The following is an 18,610-nucleotide window of genomic DNA, read 5'->3' as shown; positions in this document are numbered from 1 at the left end:
AAATAAAAAAGGATTCAAAGTTTAGTAAAAAACTTTGAATCCTTTGGAAAGAGAATATTTATCGAGTTTGCATATCGGTCACATCACGAATAATAGTGCTCTTGGCAACCTTTACTTCAACATTATCGGCAATTTCAACCAAAACATACTCATCTTTAACCTCGGTAACCTTACCGTAAACACCACCGGCAATAATCACCTTATCGCCTTTCTTAAGAGACTCCTGAAACTTACGAAGTTCCTTTTGGCGCTTCATTTGAGGCCTAATCATAAAGAAATAAAAAACAACAATGATGAGACCAAACATCAAGAAGGTCATCAATGGGTTAGCACCCTGCTGGGTTGCTTGAAGTGTAATAAAACTTGTAATCATAACTTTATCAACTTTAATTAATTAACAATTTCAGGTTTATAAACATACAAAGTTACTAAAATGTTTCGAAACTTAAGGTACTACATTTGCCTTGAGGGTTACTGACTTTTCACGAATAACCCCATTGGTTCTAAGAGTAACCGATTTATACTGGGAACCAAACCAGCCCTTACTATCAAAAACCACCTCCACGGATGCCTCATCGCCGGGTTTAAGAATTCTGCTGGTAACATCAACCTTTGTACATCCGCACGATGGGATTATATCCTTAACTACGAGAGGCGCATTGCCAGTATTTCTGAAGCGGAACGAGTGCCTAACAACTTCACCGCTGTGTATTGTTCCTACATCATAAAAGTCCTCAACATAGGTGAGCTCAGCTAGTTGGGTTGAGTCAGCCTCCTGTGTTGAACCCTGATTGTTATTACTACCACACGATATTGCAAATAAAGCGGTAAAACCAAAAAGCAAGCTAGTTATCCTCATCTTCAAATGAATTAATATTTTCGGGTGAAAGACTTTCGTCGTTTTCGCCAATCAAGCCCCTACCCTGCTTCTGGATTTGTCCATTCTCCTTCAGGTGAGCGATTACCTTATCGAGCACACCATTTACAAACGAGTTGCTTTGCTCTGTACTATAGAACTTGGCTATATCAATATACTCATTCATGCTAACCTTTACAGGGATGGTAGGAAATTCAAGAATTTCAGTGATAGCCATTTCCATAATTGCAATATCCATTGCGGCTATTCGGTCAAGCTCCCAGTTAACAGTGAATTTATCAATAAGCTCCAGGTTTTCCTTATGCCTTAAAACCGTTTTACGAAGCAAACGTTTAGCAAACTCCTCGTCGTCGGCATTGCTAAATAGCGACATCACTGGAACCGATGCTGTATTTTCATCAATCTTCTTTATTGTTTTGGCAGCCATGCTGGAAACAAACTCGAGGTCATCGTTCCAGTATATGCTTTGCTCCTCAAGAAAAGCCTCAAAATCGTCATTAGCATTTAATATCTTGCTGAGTAGATTAACCAGAACTGCTTTATCGTCAGCAAAAGAGTTTTGCTCGGCATTCATGTAATCGGAAAAGAAATCCGATGCCACAAAGTGGTTGAAAAGCGATTTGGTTACCTCAGGGAAATGGTTCCAATTCAAGCGATTTTCGTTTGCTTTGGTTTGTAGTTCTTTGCAGGCAGCCAATGCAGCAACTGCTCTGTTCTGAACAAACCGCAGGTTGGGATTCAACTCCTCAGGCGATGGGCGGAACTTTTGCTTACCCAGCTCAATTTTTGCCTGGGCATGCTCAACCATATTCTCTGGCAAAAGCAATAAAAGCAGGTAAAGATGGTACGATTTTTCAATGCTATGAAACAGCTCGCGCTCTAATGCGCTAAGAGAGTCACCTTCGTTACGGAAGAAGGCAAAAAGAACCTGTAAGGCCTTGATTCTAATTAAACGACGGTTAATCATTAGTAAGAACGATTTTTTTCACTCCTGCAAAGATAGAAAGATTAATCCAGTGCAGTGGAATAAATAAGGTTAATATTTCAAAACAAAACCTTTTGGGTGTTTTTTAATATTTTTTTTAAGTCAATGAACCATGATATGAAGATTTTTTTAATTTTGAGCAGTGCAAAAGTGAAACCCTAACCTAAAAATACTAAGAGCAATGATTGAGGAATTTGATAACACTAACGATTTAGACAAGAACACGAGAGAAGAGGTTTTTTCTCAGGTAGTGAAGGCCGGAAAAAGAACATATTTCTTTGATGTAAAGGCAACACGCGGCAATGAGTATTACCTTACCATTACAGAGAGTAAAAAACGTATGGGTAAGGATGGCAAGATGTACTACGAAAAACATAAAATCTTCCTATACAAAGAGGATTTTGAAAAGTTTATCGAAAGCCTGAATAGTGTTTTTGACTACATTAAAGCTAACCAGGAAATTGTTCCACGTACTGAGCATACCGATGAGATGGAACTTACTGAGGTTGAATCCGATTACTCATCAGTTGACTTTGACGACTTAGGAAAATAGCTTTTTATAACGATTTTCGCAACAATACAGCCATTCAGTAATGAATGGCTTTTTTACTTAAAATCGATCTAAATAACAGAAAACTCTTACATTTGTAAAATTTTAGTAATTCCAAAACTTTTTTGAAACATTGAGGTTTTACTGTTACTGATTTTAAACTAGATGCTACTATCGGAGTTACAGAACGGGGAATACGGCATAATAGCAAAAGTAAAAGGACGCGGGGCGTTTAGGAAGCGTATTACCGAAATGGGTTTTGTGAAAGGGAAAAAAGTAACTGTAGTTAAAAACGCTCCCTTAAGGGATCCTATTGAATACTCAATAATGGGTTACGAGGTATCGCTCCGTCGGAGCGAGGCTTCGCTAATAGAGGTTATTACACCCAGTGAGGCTAAACAAATTTTAAACTATCATCCTGATAACCATCAACTTGTCACCTATACCGAACCTGAAATTATTGACACCGGGGTAAAGGAGCTTAGCAAAACTATAAATATTGCGTTGGTTGGAAATCCCAATGCTGGGAAAACCAGTATTTTTAATCACCTTGCAGGAGCAAGGGAGCATGTTGGAAATTACAGCGGGGTTACAGTCGATTCAAAAAACGCAAAGTTTAAGTATAAGGGATATACAATTAACATTACCGATTTACCTGGTACCTACTCACTTACCGCCTATACACCCGAGGAAGTATTTGTACGGCGATTTATCCACGAGCAAAACCCTGACATTGTCATTAATGTAATTGACTCATCAAACCTTGAGCGAAACCTATACCTAACCACCCAGCTTATTGATATGGATATCAGGGTGATTGTTGCCCTTAACATGTATGATGAACTACTTGAAAAGGGCGACAGGTTCGATTACACCATGATGGGCAAACTACTTGGTATTCCATTTGTACCTACGGTGGGTAGCAAAGGTAAGGGGCTCGACAGGCTTTTAGATACAACTATAAATGTTTATGCAGAAAAGGATAAAGTTACCCGCCACATCCATGTTAACTACGGTGAAGAGATTGAAAAATCGATACTATCCATTCAAAATGAGATTAAGAAAAATACAGCTATAACCATCAACTATTCCAGCCGATACCTTGCCATTAAGCTGTTGGAAAAAGACAAGGTAGCAGATAAAATGCTGCGAAATGAACCAAACTACCAGGAAATCAGGAACCAAACCGATCGTGAGGTAAGCAGGCTCGAAAGCCTTTTCCACGAGGATACGGAAACCCTAATAACCGATGCCAAATATGGCTTTATAGCAGGTGCACTAAAGGAAACATTCAAGGAGAGCAGCCACAAGAAGCGTCTGGTTACAGAACAAATCGACGCAATACTTACCCACCGTTTACTGGGATTCCCCATATTTATTTTCCTGATATGGCTCACGTTTTACACCACATTCACCCTGGGGCAATACCCCATGGAGTGGATTGAACTGGGAGTGGAATGGATTAGTAATACCATTAGTACATATATGGCCAGTGGCCCTTTAAAAGACCTTTTGGTAAACGGGATTATAAGCGGTGTAGGAAGTGTAATTGTTTTTCTACCCAATATTTTGATCCTTTTCCTATTCATATCGCTACTTGAGGATACTGGGTATATGGCACGTGCTGCATTTATCATGGATAAGCTGATGCACAAAATTGGGCTCCATGGTAAATCGTTCATACCTCTTGTGATGGGGTTTGGATGCAATGTTCCAGCCATAATGGCCTCGCGAACCATTGAAAACCGCAATAACCGTTTAGTAACCATGCTCATTACGCCTTTCATGAGCTGTAGCGCCAGATTGCCGGTTTACATACTTATTCTGGGTGCATTTTTCTCGGAAAACGCAGGAAACCTTCTGTTTGCTATATACTTTACGGGTATACTGCTTGCCATTGGAACAGCCCTAGCATTCAAGAAAACCATTTTCAAAGCGGAGGATTTGCCCTTTGTAATGGAACTTCCACCCTACCGTATGCCAACTTTACGATCGACCCTATTGCACATGTGGCACAAGGGGTCGCAATACCTAAAAAAGATGGGGGGAGTAATCCTGGTAGCAGTAATCTTTGTATGGGCATTGGGCTATTACCCTCGCAAAGTGAACTACACAAGGGATTACAATGCCGAAATTGAAGCTATTACGCAAAAGATTTCGGAAGAAAAGCTCTCCCAACCCTCTATGGATAGCCTAAACCAGACAATACATCAGCTTGAGCTGGAAATGGAGGCCGAAAGGCAAGCCAATTCGTATCTTGGACGGATAGGCAAATTTATTGAACCAGCCATTCGCCCTCTCGGGTTCGATTGGAAAATGGGTGTAAGTCTTCTTTCAGGAGTTGCTGCCAAGGAGATTGTAGTTAGTACGCTGGGCGTACTTTACCAAACCGATCCCGATTCCGACAGCGGTGGACTTGCTCAAAAACTCCGAAACGAAACCCACCAATCAGGGAAATTAAGCGGACAGGTGGTTTTTACAAAAGTTACTGCACTCGCATTCCTTATCTTTATTCTAGTTTACTTCCCCTGCGTGGCTGTAATCTCTGCTATCAAGAACGAGTCGGGTTCGTGGAAGTGGGCTCTCTTTACAATAGTTTTTACTACCACGCTGGCGTGGGTTTTAGCATTTCTGGTTTACCAAATTGGTAATTTAATAACTGGTTGATATGGTTCAGGAAATAGCAGTATTAATAATAGTATTAGGAGCAGTGGGATATACTGCATACAATGTGTATCAAATTTTCAACCCAAAACGTATAAATTCGGGTAAATGTGCCGGATGTTCATCGGCTTCATGCACATTAAATAATTTGCATCAACCCTCAAAAAAATGAACTTTTTGCTCCTTTGTATGTTTAGCTTTATGAGGTGAAATGTAAGATGAAAAGGGTTACCCAAAAAATAGTATCAATTACTATAGCAGCTATAGTGCTACTATCCACTAGTGGGTTTAACCTTTTCATACATCATTGCCAGTGCGAGGGTGAAATTCACCTATCAATTTTTAATGAAGTTGGATGCAACCACACACACACCAAAACACATGCACACTGCTGTAATGTTCATTTTGATGAAACGCTGAAATTTGACGAAAAGCAATCGTGTGGATGCTGGAACGAGGTGTTAAAGGTTAAAACCGATAGCTACTCAAACCTTCAAAAGGTTGAAACCGGAAATCTTTTTTCAAAGTACATAGCAGTAAACCACCACAAAGGGCTAAATACATCAATTCAAAAGTTAATCACAACTTACAAAACCAATTGGGATAAAGCCCCACCCTGCAGTACGGGGAAAAAAATCTGCATTGAAAATCATCAGCTAAAAATAGCCCATACAATTTAACTATTACAGGGAGTTTTTTCTCTGTAACTCTTAATTGCGCTCAATTTTTGCTTGTAGCGCTCATATTTGATTTCAACAACAATTTAAGAATTTCTATTATGAAACGCATATTAACATTACTGTTATTATGGTTTTCAGCTCAACATATCATTAAAGCACAGAGTAAAGATTTTGTTTACGGTTATGTTTACGAGCTGAACGAGAATGGCGACACTATTCCGCTCCAAGGAGCTGCCGTAATTTGGCTGAACAGCCAAGTTGGTACAACCACCGATGAAAATGGTTACTTTTCTTTAAATAAGGTGCAAGGCAACCGGATAGCTATAAGTTTCGTTGGTTTTAAAACCGATACCATTAGTATTGAGAATGTAGATTTTCCGCTACGCCATGTCCTGAAATCAACTATAAGTATCGATGCCGTAACGGTAAAAGCTGACAGGGCAAATACCTTTATACAGCAGCTAAACCCAATACAAACAGTTGTACTTACATCCGGAGAACTTACCCGCGCTGCATGCTGCAACCTATCGGAAAGCTTTGAAACGAATGCTTCCGTTGATGTGTCGTATAGCGATGCCATTACCGGTGCAAAGCAAATTCAGCTGCTGGGGTTAGCAGGAATGTACACCCAGATGCAGTATGAAAATATACCCACAATGCGAGGGTTGGCATCAACCTTTGGTTTAAGTTATGTTCCTGGGCCATGGATGGAATCAATTCAAGTATCAAAGGGAACTGCATCAGTCAGCAACGGGTACGAAAGCATAACCGGACAAATCAATATTGAGTACAAGAAACCCTGGGCTGAGGAAAAGTCGTACCTGAACCTTTACACCAACTCGCTTGGTATGGCTGAACTTAATGCTAACTACGCATTCGATGTTACCCCCACCGTATCGTCAATGGTGCTGGTGCATGGAAGTATGCTAAGCAACCGGGTTGACCACAACCACGACCAATTCCTTGACCACCCGCTTACCCAACAGTACCACCTGTTTAACCGATGGAAGTACCAAGGGAAGAAGTGGGAATCGCAAGTTGGGCTGAAGTTTATGAATGAGGACAGGCTGGCCGGACAGGTTAAGTTTTATACCAATACGCAGCCCCTGATTGGCAACCCCTACGGGGTAAAGTACTCAACCCAGTTACTTGAGGCCTTTAACAAAACTGGATATATTTCCCAAAGGCCAAACACAAGTATTGGGCTTATCAACGCAGTATCACTCCACAACCAGGATGCAACCATAGGTGTTAGAATGCATAACGCCAAACAGCTTAGCTACTACGGCAACCTGGTTGCAATAACCTATATTGGCAATACAAACCACAACATTAAAGGAGGCGCAACCCTCAGGTACGATAGGTACGATGAAACGTTCAATAACACCCCTTACAATCGCACCGAGTGGGTTAAAGGTATTTACGGCGAATATACCTATAAACATCTGGAAATGCTTACGCTAATGGCCGGCATAAGGGTTGACCAAAATAGTAGGTTTGGTACTCTTGTGACACCCCGTTTCCACGGAATGGTAAAACCAGTTTCAACCTTAACCATTAGGTTCAGCGCAGGTAAAGGTTACAGATCGCCAAATTTCATTGCTGAGAACTCAAACCTATTGGTGAGTTCACGGAACCTGGTAGTAGAGGAAAATCCAAGAATTGAAGAAGCCTGGAATGCCGGGATTAGCATGAATCAGAAATTCAAATTTTTGGATCAAAACTATAGTTTAACTGCCGATTATTACTATGTATGGTTCGAAAATCAGTTTATTGCCGATATCGACAGGGATAACAGTACGGTTTACTTCTACAATCTGAAAGGTAAATCGTACTCAAATACCCTACAGATAGAACTCTCGGGAGAGCCAATTAGAAACCTACAGTTTACCTTAGCATATAGAATAAACGACGTGAAACAAACCATTAACGATACGTTAAAGCAAAAGCCACTTGTAAGCCGCAACAAAGGTTTGTTTACTGCTGGTTACAAAACCCCATCGCGTAAGTGGCAGTTCGACTATACCATTCAGTATAACGGCAGCGGAAGACTCACTAAAGGATTTGGTCTATATCAAGAAACCGTTTACAACCCCTACATTACCATGAATATTCAGGTAACCAAGCTGTTTCGTAAATTTGATTTCTACATAGGCGTTGAGAACCTTACAGGCTTCACGCAGAAAGATCCTATTGTATCGTGGGAAAATCCGTGGAGCTCAACATTTGACGCCTCGCAAATTTGGGGCCCCTTAACAGGTCAAAAATTTTATGCCGGATTTAGAATGTCCATCTGGAAATAGTGTAAACCTTAATATAAACTACTATGATGACAGTAAAACTTAAAGTGAAAAACATGAAATGTATGGGTTGTGTTAACACCATACTGGGAAATCTACCTGCATCCATTAAAGGGATTGCAAATGTGAAAGCCGATTTGGTTACCCAAACGGTAACCTTTGACTATGATAACGATAACGACTTAGAACTTGCGCTGGCAAAGCTAAATGAACTTGGCTATCCGGCTGAGAAATGGGATTAACTAATAAAAATTGATATGAAGAAAATTATTACAATGGTTGTAATACTGCTTGGACTAGCAGTGTTAACCACTCAAGCTCAGAAAGTTGAGATTAAGACAGTTACCTTCGAGGTAAATATGCATTGCCAATCGTGCAAAGCAAAAATTGAGCGCGATATTGTTTTTGAGAAAGGGGTAAAAGAGGTTGAAGCAACACTCGACAAGAAGTTGGTGACCATCAAATACGATGCAACCAAAACCGACCCCGAAAAAATTGCCAAAGCAATTGAGAAACTTGGTTACACCGCAAAGGTAGTGGAAACCAAGCAAAAAGGTTAATTACCATTCTTGTTGAAAAATTTTAAACGGAAACCAAACAACGTTTTCCGTTTTTTTCTACATTTGCATATACAAAACTAGGGGTGCCTGAGTAAGGCTGAGATAATACCCTTACAACCTGAACAGGATAATACCTGCGTAGGGAAGTTTTGAGGTTCGCTCATTACAGCTATTACCCAAGTTGCATCTCCTAGTTTATAATGTTTAACTAAAAACTTATAAGCTATGGAGTATCAAATTTCAAGTGGAATTGTGGATTCGTACTTCCACAAATTCAAAAAAATCCTTAATGTAGATGTTGCCATTGTGGGAGGAGGCCCTTCGGGCCTACTTGCAGCTTACTACCTTGCAAAAAACGGCCAGAATGTAGTGCTGTTTGAACGCAAGTTAGCCCCTGGCGGGGGAATGTGGGGCGGTGCTATGATGTTTAACGAAATTGTAATACAGCACGAAGCCCTTCATATAGCTAAAGAATTAGGAATTGACCATAAGATTTACACCGAGGGACTATATGTAGTTGATTCCCTTCAAGCCACTTCTGCCTTAATTTACCACGCCAGCAAAGCCGGAGCAACTCTAATGAACTGCATATCAGTTGAAGATGTTGTGATTCAGGATAAACGAGTGGGCGGTGTTGTAATCAATTGGGCACCAGTACATCGTGAAAAGTTACACGTTGACCCGATAATTGTAGTCTCGAAAGCAGTGCTCGATGCAACTGGGCACGATTGCGAAGTAGCGAAAATCCTAGAACGAAAAAACGGTATCCGCTTGAACACTCCAACAGGAGGAGTTGTTGGTGAACGCAGCATGAGTGTTGATGAAGCTGAACGAACAACCCTTGAAAATACAAAAGAGATATATCCGGGACTATTTGTGTCGGGTATGGCTGCCAATGGAGTGAGCGGGAGTTTCCGGATGGGACCCATTTTTGGAGGTATGCTACTTTCGGGTAAGAAAATCTCCGAAATCATTTTAAAATCAATTCACACATTGGTATAGTATGAGTAAAACGCCTTTGGGAATGGGGCTGTATGTAATAATTACACGCCCCACCCTTCCCTATTCGCATATTGCAGAGCAGTGTGTTAAGTTAGGCATCAAAATGCTACAGCTGCGTGAAAAACATTTGGACGACAAGGAGTTGCTTCGTGTTGCCCGTGAAATCAGAAACATTACTCGAGGCACCTGCACCCATCTGGTCATAAACGATCGCCCCGATATTGCAGCACTTTGCGATGCCGACTACCTACATTTAGGGCAAGATGATATTTCAATTGAAGACGCCCGGAAGATTGTGGGTAATATGAAGATTGGTCTATCAACCCATTCCATTGAGCAAGCCAAAGAAGCTATAAAGAAAAAACCTGACTATATTGGGTTTGGCCCCATTTTCCCAACAAATGCCAAAGCCAAACCCGATCCTCCCGTGGGTACTACTCAATTGAAACAGGTGGTTGACTTTTCAACCGTACCAGTTGTAGCCATAGGCGGAATCTTTCCTGAAAATCTCGACCTCGTTCTACAAACTGGTGTTACAAGCGTTGCCATGGTACGACACCTAATGCAAACTGAATTTTTTAATGAATGTGCTAAAATGACAATTGAAAAAATCAATGCTTATGTACACGCAGCTACAATATGCCAATAGAGGGGTTGTTACCCCTGAAATGGAACAAGCCGCCCTTCACGATGGAGTATCACCAAACTGGTTATGCTCACAAATATCATCGGGGAGGTGCGTATTACCCAAGAATATAAACCGAACCTTTAAGGCTCGCGCAATAGGCGAAGGCTTATCAACAAAAGTAAATGCTAACATCGGAACTTCCGGTAAACGTTGCCACATTGACGAGGAACTTGATAAACTAAATGTGGCGGTAAAATACGGTGCCGACTCAGTTATGGACTTATCAACAGGGGGCGACCTCCATCAAATATTACAAAAAGTACTTAAGCATTCACCCGTGATGGTTGGAACAGTACCCATATATACTGTAGTGGCTCGAAAAGATATTGCTCCTGACTCCGACAAAGCACTCTTTGATCCTGAAGAAATATTCACCGAAATTGAGACCCAAGCCAAAATGGGCGTAGATTTTATGACATTGCATTGCGCTATTACCAAAAGCAGTATTCGGTTTTTTGATACATTCAAACGCACAACCGGTATAGTTAGCCGGGGAGGTTCATTGATATACAAGTATATCAAAACAACCGGATTAGAGAATCCCCTTTACGAACATTACGATAGAATTCTGGAAATCTGTCAAAAATATGATGTTACCATTAGTTTAGGGGATGGCTTACGCCCGGGTTGCGGTGCCGACGCTAACGACCCGATTCAAATTGAGGAACTCTTGGTTCAAGGCGAACTAGTTCAACGGGCAAGGGCAAAAGGAGTTCAGGTTATGGTTGAAGGGCCTGGGCATATGCCGCTAAACCAAATTGAAATGAACATGAAATTGATGAAACGCGTTTGCGATGGCGCCCCACTTTACGTGCTAGGCCCTTTAACCACCGATGCTGCAGCAGGATATGACCATATTGCCGGAGCAATTGGAGGTGCAATTGCCGCAACACATGGTGCAAACTTCCTTTGCTATGTTACCCCAGCCGAACACCTTTGTCTTCCAACTACCGAAGATGTAAAGCAGGGTGTAGTTGCCAGCCGTATTGCAGCCCATTCGGCCGATGTGGCAAATGGATTACCTTTAGCGGTAATAAACGACCTTAAACTTTCGCAGGCCCGTTATAGTTTGAACTGGGGAAAGATGTTTGACTTCATGCTCGAACCCGAACTTGCCCGTAAACGAAAGGACGAATCGGAAAGCAAAACTGACGACTACTGCACCATGTGCGGCGAACTTTGTGCCATGAAAACATACAAGGAAACCCACAACTAATTTGTTTAACCCCAAGTTAGCCCTGTAATATTTACAGGGCTAACTAAAAATCGCTTTTATTATGGTTAATATTTGTTGTATTGCAGCACACGATTCCAGCAATGGTGCTGGTATTACTAGAGACTGTATAGTTGCTCACGATTTTGGTATTTGGGCACACCCTGCCATTACTGCCATTACAGCACAATCGTTTGAGCATGTGGAACAGATATGGCCTTTACCCCCTAATCAACTCGGCAATCAACTTGAAAGTATAGCGAAAAATTTTTCCCTTTCGGCCATCAAAATCGGAATGCTTTATTCACCTGAAAATGTAAATGTTACAGCCAATTTCCTCAGAAACCAAATAAATGTGCCCATAATAGTTGACCCTGTAATTGTTTCGAGCGGAGGTGAACCCCTGATTACTGACCAAGCGCTTAATTTGATAACCGAAAAAATTTTACCCTTAGCCAGTCTGATTACGCCCAACCGATATGAACTTGAAACTTTAACCAATCGAAAGGTAATGAACTTTAACGATGCCTTTAATGCAGCACAAGCATTGGCTGAAAAGTATAAATGCAGGATTCTATTAAAGGGTGGTCATTTTGAAGGAACTATTCTTAACGACTTTATTATTGGGGGAGGCGAAACTATTGAGGTATCTCATGAACGGAGAAAATACGAATACAGCCATGGGAGTGGCTGCGTTCTTTCTACGGCTTTGACGTGCTCTCTAGCCTTAGGATATGACAACAAGCAAGCGCTTAGCCATGCGGTGAACTATACCATTAAATATTTCGACAGTATAAATATCTCAATGATACATTAAACCCGAATTAGATATATGAAACACCCATGTAAGGCAGCTTACACAAACGAGCTTGCGAGTTCACCGAAGGTAAACACAGATGAACAAACTATGGATGTTCCATCCGCTCAATAAAGATTGTTAAAAGCAAAATAGTAACGTGTTAGTAATTAATAATATAAATATTTTGTACGGATGAAAATGTGTAAGATGCGTTCATAGAATTCAGACTATAAGCCCAACATTAGCACTGCTGTCCCAAAATAAATTAGCAGTCCGGTAATATCGACAATGGTAGTAATTGCTGGGCTAGCAGCAACAGCGGGGTCACCACCAAAGGCTTTGACGCCTAATGGAATAAGAGCCCCAATTATTGTGGCTGTTACCACTTGCAGCATAAGCGCAATGGTTATGGTTATTGCTATTGCGAGTAATGAAAACTGGCTTGGAATTGTGGTTTCCCAAGAGAGGAAAAGAATTTTCAGAAAAGCAATTATTCCTAAACACACCGCAATAAGAACTGATACCCTAAATTCTTTCCATATTACTTTAAACCAGTCGCGAACGCTCAATTGTCCCAAAGCCAATGCACGTACAACAACAGTTGCCGCTTGGCTACCTGCATTGCCACCGGTGTCGGCAACCATTGGCATATAGAGCGCCAGGATAATCAGTTTTTCCATTGCCGATTCAAACCGATGCACTATCATACCCGAAATAACACCAACAGCAGCTAACGAAGTAATCCAAACCACTCTTTTTTTGAAGTGTGTCCATACGCTTGTTTCTTCATAGTTCAAATCCTCCTCCTGGGGAATAATGCCCATGAATTTCTCCATATCCTCGGTATGCTCGGCACGAATAACCTCAATGGCATCATCGTGGCTTACAATACCAAGCAATTGGCCTTGCTGGTTAACAACCGGTATGGCCACCAAATCGTATTTCTCAATTTTAAAAGCAACGCTTTCCCTATCCTCATCAACATAAGCCACAACAAAATCGCGATAAACAATATCCACTATTTTGGTTCCGGGTTCTGCCATTATAAGGCGCTTTAGTGATACAAAACCCTGAAGCACCATGTTTGAGTCAACCACATAAACATAGTAGATCATTTTTTTGGAAGGCGCATCCTTACGGATTTTAGCCATGGCTTGCTCTACTGTCATGTCGATGCGTACCGTAGCAAAATCGGTACTCATGATACCTCCGGCGGTATCTTCGGGGTATGCGCTCAAACGAATTACCTCCTCGCGGCTTGCCTTATCAAGAAAGGGTAAGATAAGAGTTTGCTGTTCGGGTTCAAGTTTGCGATAAAAATCGATCCTATCCTGAGAGTTCATCCCGCTGAAAATCTTGGCAAAATGTTTCAGCGAAAGCTTTTGGAATATCTCCATTTGCAGCTCGTAGGGAAAATCGGCAAAAATCAAACCCTGCTCTTCGGGGCTGAACTGCTTAAAAAGTTCAATGAGTTCATCAACAGGTTTGCTTTTTAGGTAAGCCGCAACATCAACAACCGGCATCTTTTCGAGCCTATCGACTAATTGTTCAGCCGGAACGTTCTTTAATCTTTCTTCAACTGTCTGTTCGATCTCTTCAAAATAGGTTTCCTTTGTCATACCTCTAAACTTTTTTATGCCCCACCAATGAGCCAAGGCATGGTTAAACAAATGCAGCTTGTTAACCGCAATTTTCTATTGGTTCTATGAACAAAGGAAAGATTTGTGTATTTGGAACTTTTCCTCTGCCCTACTGAACCGCCATGCAAATCCTGCATAGGCGTTATCCAATAAAGCAGGGATTGACGCGCTATGCTATGGGATTATCATTAAACATAATCTACTCGCGTCAGGATCCATATATTTTTCGGATTGGTTTGCGTGCAAAAGTAAAAACATTTTACATTCAATGAACCTTAGATGATTTAAAAAAATTAAAAATTCGCTCCAAAGCTAACGTACAGCATAGTCTTTTCGGGTGCGGTAAAATGACGAAGATTTACGGAGCAACTCAGATTCTTTATAGGGCTATAGTGTATTCCGGCTAGTATGAAATGAGAGCGACTAAGGTTAAGCGGTGCTGAATGGTTTATGTAATCGTATCGGGTTAAAACATCAACTTTTGATGTAACCGAATAGCTAAAAAACGACGAAATGCCCCAATAATCGGAATTCTGTGTAAAACCATAATTTTTAACGCCATTATACTCTGCAGCCAAGCGGTAACGCTTGCCTTTAAAGCCTGCAAAAACAGAGAGGGCGCTCCTGTTGTAATCACCGGAAGCGTTTTTGGGTGCAGCCGAAAAATCGGAGTAAACCTTTACTATTGCTCCGTTAATAGGATAGTATTCCACATTGAGGGAGTAAAGGAATTTTGAATCGCTATCCTGCTGCTTAAAAGGGCCATCGCCATTGGTAACTGATAGTTGAGCCAGAAACTTGCTTTGATACTTTAAATCGACCTGAGCCCCAAAATCGGCAGGGTTTCCGTAACGATGAACCTCCTGAAAGGTGAAGTAGATATACCTGTAACCCCAAAACCTGTCCTGCGTGGTTAAGTACTGGGTGTTTAGCAGTTGCCCAACACGCAAATCGATAAACGATATTGGCGAATACTTAATCTCCGCCATTTTAAGAAATGCGGTATATCGACTTCCCTCATTGTAGCTAACATTCAATGGCTCCCCCAGGCTATCGGTTACGGAAATATTATTTGTTGTTCGGGTTACATCGTAAACTAATGTGGCCTTGAACCTGTCGTTAAGCGTAGCAGAGTATCCCAAAAGCGCCGTGGGCATTTCAAAAGCGCTGCTAGGCTTGTTACTACCAGTAAGCGTGCTGTAGAACGATGTAAAAATATTTGCCCAAACCTTTTGCTTTAACTCGCTTTCAGATGGCTTTACCTTTAATGAGTCCTGTGCAAGGGAATTTACCGTTACTAATGCAGATGCAAAAAACAATACTAATGGTCGCATACCAAAATTTTTCCTACGAAGGTAGGAATTTATGCAGTTAATCTAAAATGTGCTAGTTATATATTATTATGGAACGCTGATAAACACTGATAAGATGATAAACACAGATAAGTACAACCCATTAGTTCAACGTTGTGTGGGTCAATCAAATTAAAAATATGATTTTATGCAAAACACCTAGTATTTCCTTTCCTTACACCTTTGGTAACAGTTCCTCCCTTACCCACTTGTAGTTAGGCTCCATGCCGAGAATCGTTAGGTAGATTTTTTTAGCTAAATCTTTATTTCCGGCCTTTTGTGCAGCTAGTCCCATTTGGGTATATGTGTTTATATACCACCATTTCTGGGGCTTACTCACCGGGTTTTCTTTTTCAATTAGCTCAATTGCTTTACGGTAAAGCTCAACCGCCTCGGTTGGGTTGCCTCCCACAATTGAGGGTGCGTAGTGCCGTGCGTTTCCCTTTTCGATAAGCGCAAAGTAATTGGTGGGGTTTAACGCCAACGCCTCGTCGATTAGCGATGCGCTTTTAGGCCCAAGAAAAGGCGCTTTGTAGGGGCTTATTGAAATCCGATAAGCCAACAGGGCTGCCTGCATGGCTTTGGCAGTTGATTGGTAGGTAGGTATGCTGGCTAAAATATTGGCCTGCTTTTCGGCTTTATCAATAAGTTGCTTTGCTATGCTTGTTTGGTTTACACCCAGCAGGTATCCAATATAGCCATACTGTGCATGTAAAAGTCGAAATCGATTTGATGCAGAAGGATTTTTTGAAACTATAGCCTCAAGTTCACTTAACACCTTACCCCAATCGGCCATGTTACCGGAAATAAAAGCAACATAGAGCCGGTGGTCGAAATCATCGTTAATACTTGCCATTAACGGTTGCTGATTAAGCAACAAAATGGAAAAGATGGCAACTAACAAAAATCCTTTAGCCATAGAAATGCTATTATATTTTTCTTCCCTTCCATATCAGAGTTCCCCGTTTACGATTTTTTTCCCAGCGTATCACCATTTGCAGGAATGAAATCTGTTGATATGGAAAAAGTATAACAGCTTTAAAAACATTTTGTTTGGATAAGTCAGCAATAAACAAACGCGCCATTATGACCGAAAAAAAGTAAGTAAAAACCAACGGGAAAGGCATGAAAAACATAACCAGGAAAGGCCCTAATGTGGTAATGGCAGCAAAGCTGAACATTACATTCCTATTGCCGCCAAAAAATTCACAAACGTTTTTTGAGAAACCCTCAATGGCATCGCTACCGCTAGCATACATCCTACAGCGTATATCGCCTGGTGTACCAAGCAGTGTGGAAATACGATACCTCAATCGTTTCATTTCTCTGGCAATTAGGATATCCTCTACCGGATTGCTTCTATATATTTCATGGAAACGATGTTTACGGTAGGTTTCTGCCTTAAACATCATCATTTGACCATTGGCAGCCGAAAGTGACCGACGACGGCTCCACAAAACGAGCTTTAAGGGCAATAACGACAGTAATATCCACTGCATTACAGGAACAGTGATGGCCTCACCAAATGAGCCTAGCACCTGGTATGGGAAAAACGATAGTAGATGAAGTTTCTTATGCTGCATGTAAGCCAAGGCTTGCCCCACAAAACTTTTCTCCACCCTAACATCGGCGTCAAGGAATAAAAGGTAATTACCATTTGCCTGTAAGGCAAGCTGATGACAGGCATTATTTTTCCCCAGCCAACCCTCTGGCAAACCACTGCCGTTTATCAACCTAAATCGGTTATCGGCCTTCACAAACTGCTCAACAATTTTACCGGTGGCATCGGTTGATAAATCGTTGTAAACAATTACCTCAATATTGGTATAGCTTTGCGATTGCAAATCGGCAAGCAGGTTTTGAATATTTGCCTCCTCATTGCGTGCAGGAATAAGCACTGAAACGGTTTCGGACGATATTATCGGATAGCTCTGCAGGTAGGGTTGAGTAAAGTAGTTGAAAAGCGCAACCAAAAACCGAATAATTGCAAAAATTACAATAGGAAGCACTAGGTAAAACAGTATCATTGTCTGTGTATTTTGTCCTGTTTGTGAATGCTCTGTTTTAGGAATAGATTATAGGTAAGCTGGAATTGAGTTAAGCTAAAATCCTGTAGCCGCTCATATTCTTGTATATATATGGTTAGCGATGGTTTTGGGTAGGCGTAGTAGTCAATAAGATTGGCGCACATCAGCAGCCTGAAGTTGTCCGATTGCTCCACTATACGTTCAATACCCTTTTGGAACTCAAGTGCCATGTGATGCTGGCTATACAGTTTGCCTTGAGGATAAAAAACTAATAGGTTATTGGGTTGTTTTATAACCTCAGTGGCAAACCTTAAGCTCTCAAGCATTCCTTTTGATGTGGGAGCAATGGAAAAAGCACCCAGTTTTGCAAAAAAACGATGCCTGCTAAGCTCACTTTCGAGCATCATCAGGTAAAACTTTTTGTGTAGCAGCATGGTATTAAGCTTCCATGCAAAAAAACCATCCCACCAGCTAAAATGGTTTGGTACAAGTAAAATTGGGCGATTATCAGGAACAAAATCGCCCTCAATTCGGATTTCCCTGAAATTACGTCTCAGAATATAGTTAAAGTAAGCATTGAAGGATCTCTCATACAATGCGTTATGTGCCGGTTTAATCACTTCAATACCAAATTTTAAATCAACCTAAAAATAAGGTTTAGAACGATAAAAAACAAACCATGCATTACCGTAAAAGTATTCGCAAGCGGGTTATGCAATTTTGTTGCAAACCGGTAAAAGATGCTAAATACTATGAACGAGAATAAAAACCAACCGATATAGTTATGAAGGGGAGGTGTTTGTAAATCCCACCGCCACATATCGAGCCGGATGGCTACCGGCTCAAGCACCCAGTCAAACAACGTTAGGATGATAGCTGATATCCCCGATTTTAGGATAGGGTTGACACTCCATTTCTGCAAAACAAAGGTAACAAGGTAAACAAGCATCATCCAGTTAATGGCCATATTCAGGGGTGTTCCAAATACTCCAAAACCCAAAGAACTGCCATACATGTACTGGCCAAAAATCAGCCCCGTGTTAGTTCCAATGGCCTCAACTAAAAAACCCAGTAAGCCAATCGATGCCAAAGTAATCCAAAACCTTAAACTATGAGGTTTGTGGAATAACATTAGTATCAAAAACGATACTGGAACAAAAATGGAAGTAACTTTAAAGTATTGTGGATTATCTATCTTTATTGAGATACCCAAAACGCCAATAAGGTAAGCTATGGGGATTATCACCCTAAAATATCCAGCAAGCCGATTCAT

The 18,610-nt window shown here is 41.1% G+C and carries 20 protein-coding genes and 1 riboswitch; of the genes, 11 read left to right on the top strand and 9 right to left on the bottom strand.

Going from position 1 to position 18,610, the window contains the following annotated elements; all coding sequences use genetic code 11:
- Nucleotides 1-58 precede the first annotated feature (58 nt).
- The 3 genes from yajC to nusB form a co-directional block, all read right to left on the bottom strand.
- Entirely contained in the window at nucleotides 59-373 is a 315-nt protein-coding gene (gene yajC / locus WHS63_RS00475) for a preprotein translocase subunit YajC (RefSeq protein WP_445198444.1), read from the bottom strand.
- A gap of 72 nt (nucleotides 374-445) precedes the next feature.
- On the bottom strand, nucleotides 446-859 hold the full coding sequence (locus tag WHS63_RS00470; protein ID WP_445203405.1) for a DUF1573 domain-containing protein: 414 nt from the start codon (nucleotides 857-859) through the stop codon (nucleotides 446-448).
- Nucleotides 846-1,844 carry a transcription antitermination factor NusB gene (gene nusB, locus WHS63_RS00465; RefSeq protein WP_445203404.1) on the bottom strand — a complete coding sequence of 333 codons (999 nt, stop codon included), beginning with the start codon at nucleotides 1,842-1,844 and terminating at the stop codon, nucleotides 846-848. The genes WHS63_RS00470 and nusB overlap by 14 nt, the downstream gene beginning before the upstream one ends.
- A gap of 199 nt (nucleotides 1,845-2,043) precedes the next feature.
- Here nusB and WHS63_RS00460 point away from each other — a divergent pair, with 199 nt between their 5' ends.
- From WHS63_RS00460 to thiD, 11 genes are all read left to right on the top strand, one after another.
- On the top strand, nucleotides 2,044-2,415 hold the full coding sequence (locus tag WHS63_RS00460) for a DUF3276 family protein (protein WP_445203403.1): 372 nt from the start codon (nucleotides 2,044-2,046) through the stop codon (nucleotides 2,413-2,415).
- Nucleotides 2,416-2,577: 162 nt separating this feature from the next.
- A complete protein-coding gene (gene feoB, locus WHS63_RS00455; RefSeq protein ID WP_445203402.1) occupies nucleotides 2,578-5,079 on the top strand; it encodes a ferrous iron transport protein B in 2,502 nt (833 codons plus the stop codon).
- A 1-nt stretch (nucleotide 5,080) separates the two neighbouring features.
- Nucleotides 5,081-5,248 carry a FeoB-associated Cys-rich membrane protein gene (locus WHS63_RS00450; protein WP_445203401.1) on the top strand — a complete coding sequence of 56 codons (168 nt, stop codon included), beginning with the start codon at nucleotides 5,081-5,083 and terminating at the stop codon, nucleotides 5,246-5,248.
- Between the two features lie 46 nt (nucleotides 5,249-5,294).
- Nucleotides 5,295-5,756 (top strand): hypothetical protein, encoded by a 462-nt coding sequence (locus tag WHS63_RS00445; RefSeq protein WP_445203400.1) that lies wholly within the window; start codon nucleotides 5,295-5,297, stop codon nucleotides 5,754-5,756.
- Nucleotides 5,757-5,854: 98 nt separating this feature from the next.
- Complete coding sequence (locus tag WHS63_RS00440) at nucleotides 5,855-8,059, top strand: TonB-dependent receptor (protein WP_445203399.1); 2,205 nt, start codon at nucleotides 5,855-5,857, stop codon at nucleotides 8,057-8,059.
- Between the two features lie 23 nt (nucleotides 8,060-8,082).
- Complete coding sequence (locus WHS63_RS00435; protein WP_445203398.1) at nucleotides 8,083-8,298, top strand: heavy-metal-associated domain-containing protein; 216 nt, start codon at nucleotides 8,083-8,085, stop codon at nucleotides 8,296-8,298.
- A 15-nt stretch (nucleotides 8,299-8,313) separates the two neighbouring features.
- Nucleotides 8,314-8,616, top strand: a complete 303-nt coding sequence (locus WHS63_RS00430) for a heavy-metal-associated domain-containing protein (protein WP_445203397.1) — start codon at nucleotides 8,314-8,316, stop codon at nucleotides 8,614-8,616.
- A 69-nt stretch (nucleotides 8,617-8,685) separates the two neighbouring features.
- Nucleotides 8,686-8,778, top strand: a riboswitch (TPP riboswitch).
- 63 nt (nucleotides 8,779-8,841) lie between these two features.
- Nucleotides 8,842-9,618 carry a sulfide-dependent adenosine diphosphate thiazole synthase gene (locus WHS63_RS00425; protein ID WP_445203396.1) on the top strand — a complete coding sequence of 259 codons (777 nt, stop codon included), beginning with the start codon at nucleotides 8,842-8,844 and terminating at the stop codon, nucleotides 9,616-9,618.
- A 22-nt stretch (nucleotides 9,619-9,640) separates the two neighbouring features.
- The gene (gene thiE / locus WHS63_RS00420; protein WP_445203395.1) at nucleotides 9,641-10,267 is read left to right on the top strand and encodes a thiamine phosphate synthase; all 627 of its coding nucleotides are present in this window, start codon (nucleotides 9,641-9,643) and stop codon (nucleotides 10,265-10,267) included.
- Nucleotides 10,239-11,522 carry a phosphomethylpyrimidine synthase ThiC gene (gene thiC, locus WHS63_RS00415; RefSeq protein WP_445203394.1) on the top strand — a complete coding sequence of 428 codons (1,284 nt, stop codon included), beginning with the start codon at nucleotides 10,239-10,241 and terminating at the stop codon, nucleotides 11,520-11,522. Before thiE ends, thiC begins: the two co-directional genes overlap by 29 nt.
- A 61-nt stretch (nucleotides 11,523-11,583) precedes the next feature.
- A complete protein-coding gene (gene thiD / locus WHS63_RS00410; protein WP_445203393.1) occupies nucleotides 11,584-12,336 on the top strand; it encodes a bifunctional hydroxymethylpyrimidine kinase/phosphomethylpyrimidine kinase in 753 nt (250 codons plus the stop codon).
- A gap of 209 nt (nucleotides 12,337-12,545) precedes the next feature.
- Here the strand turns inward: thiD and mgtE are convergent, their stop codons facing one another.
- From mgtE to WHS63_RS00380, 6 genes are all read right to left on the bottom strand, one after another.
- Nucleotides 12,546-13,937 carry a magnesium transporter gene (gene mgtE / locus WHS63_RS00405; protein ID WP_445203392.1) on the bottom strand — a complete coding sequence of 464 codons (1,392 nt, stop codon included), beginning with the start codon at nucleotides 13,935-13,937 and terminating at the stop codon, nucleotides 12,546-12,548.
- A gap of 314 nt (nucleotides 13,938-14,251) precedes the next feature.
- Nucleotides 14,252-15,292, bottom strand: coding sequence for a hypothetical protein (locus WHS63_RS00400; RefSeq protein ID WP_445203391.1), 1,041 nt, complete (start codon nucleotides 15,290-15,292; stop codon nucleotides 14,252-14,254).
- A gap of 193 nt (nucleotides 15,293-15,485) precedes the next feature.
- On the bottom strand, nucleotides 15,486-16,229 hold the full coding sequence (locus tag WHS63_RS00395) for a tetratricopeptide repeat protein (protein ID WP_445203390.1): 744 nt from the start codon (nucleotides 16,227-16,229) through the stop codon (nucleotides 15,486-15,488).
- A gap of 10 nt (nucleotides 16,230-16,239) precedes the next feature.
- A complete protein-coding gene (locus WHS63_RS00390) occupies nucleotides 16,240-17,337 on the bottom strand; it encodes a glycosyltransferase (protein WP_445203389.1) in 1,098 nt (365 codons plus the stop codon).
- Complete coding sequence (locus WHS63_RS00385) at nucleotides 17,334-17,957, bottom strand: lysophospholipid acyltransferase family protein (protein ID WP_445203388.1); 624 nt, start codon at nucleotides 17,955-17,957, stop codon at nucleotides 17,334-17,336. The genes WHS63_RS00390 and WHS63_RS00385 overlap by 4 nt, the downstream gene beginning before the upstream one ends.
- A gap of 14 nt (nucleotides 17,958-17,971) precedes the next feature.
- Nucleotides 17,972-18,610 (bottom strand): carotenoid biosynthesis protein, encoded by a 639-nt coding sequence (locus tag WHS63_RS00380; protein WP_445203387.1) that lies wholly within the window; start codon nucleotides 18,608-18,610, stop codon nucleotides 17,972-17,974.

Origin of the sequence: Tenuifilum sp. (genome assembly GCF_037481895.1) — a bacterium.
Classification (GTDB): Bacteria; Bacteroidota; Bacteroidia; order Bacteroidales; family Tenuifilaceae; genus Tenuifilum; species Tenuifilum osseticum.
This window is presented reverse-complemented; position numbering and strand designations above follow the sequence as displayed.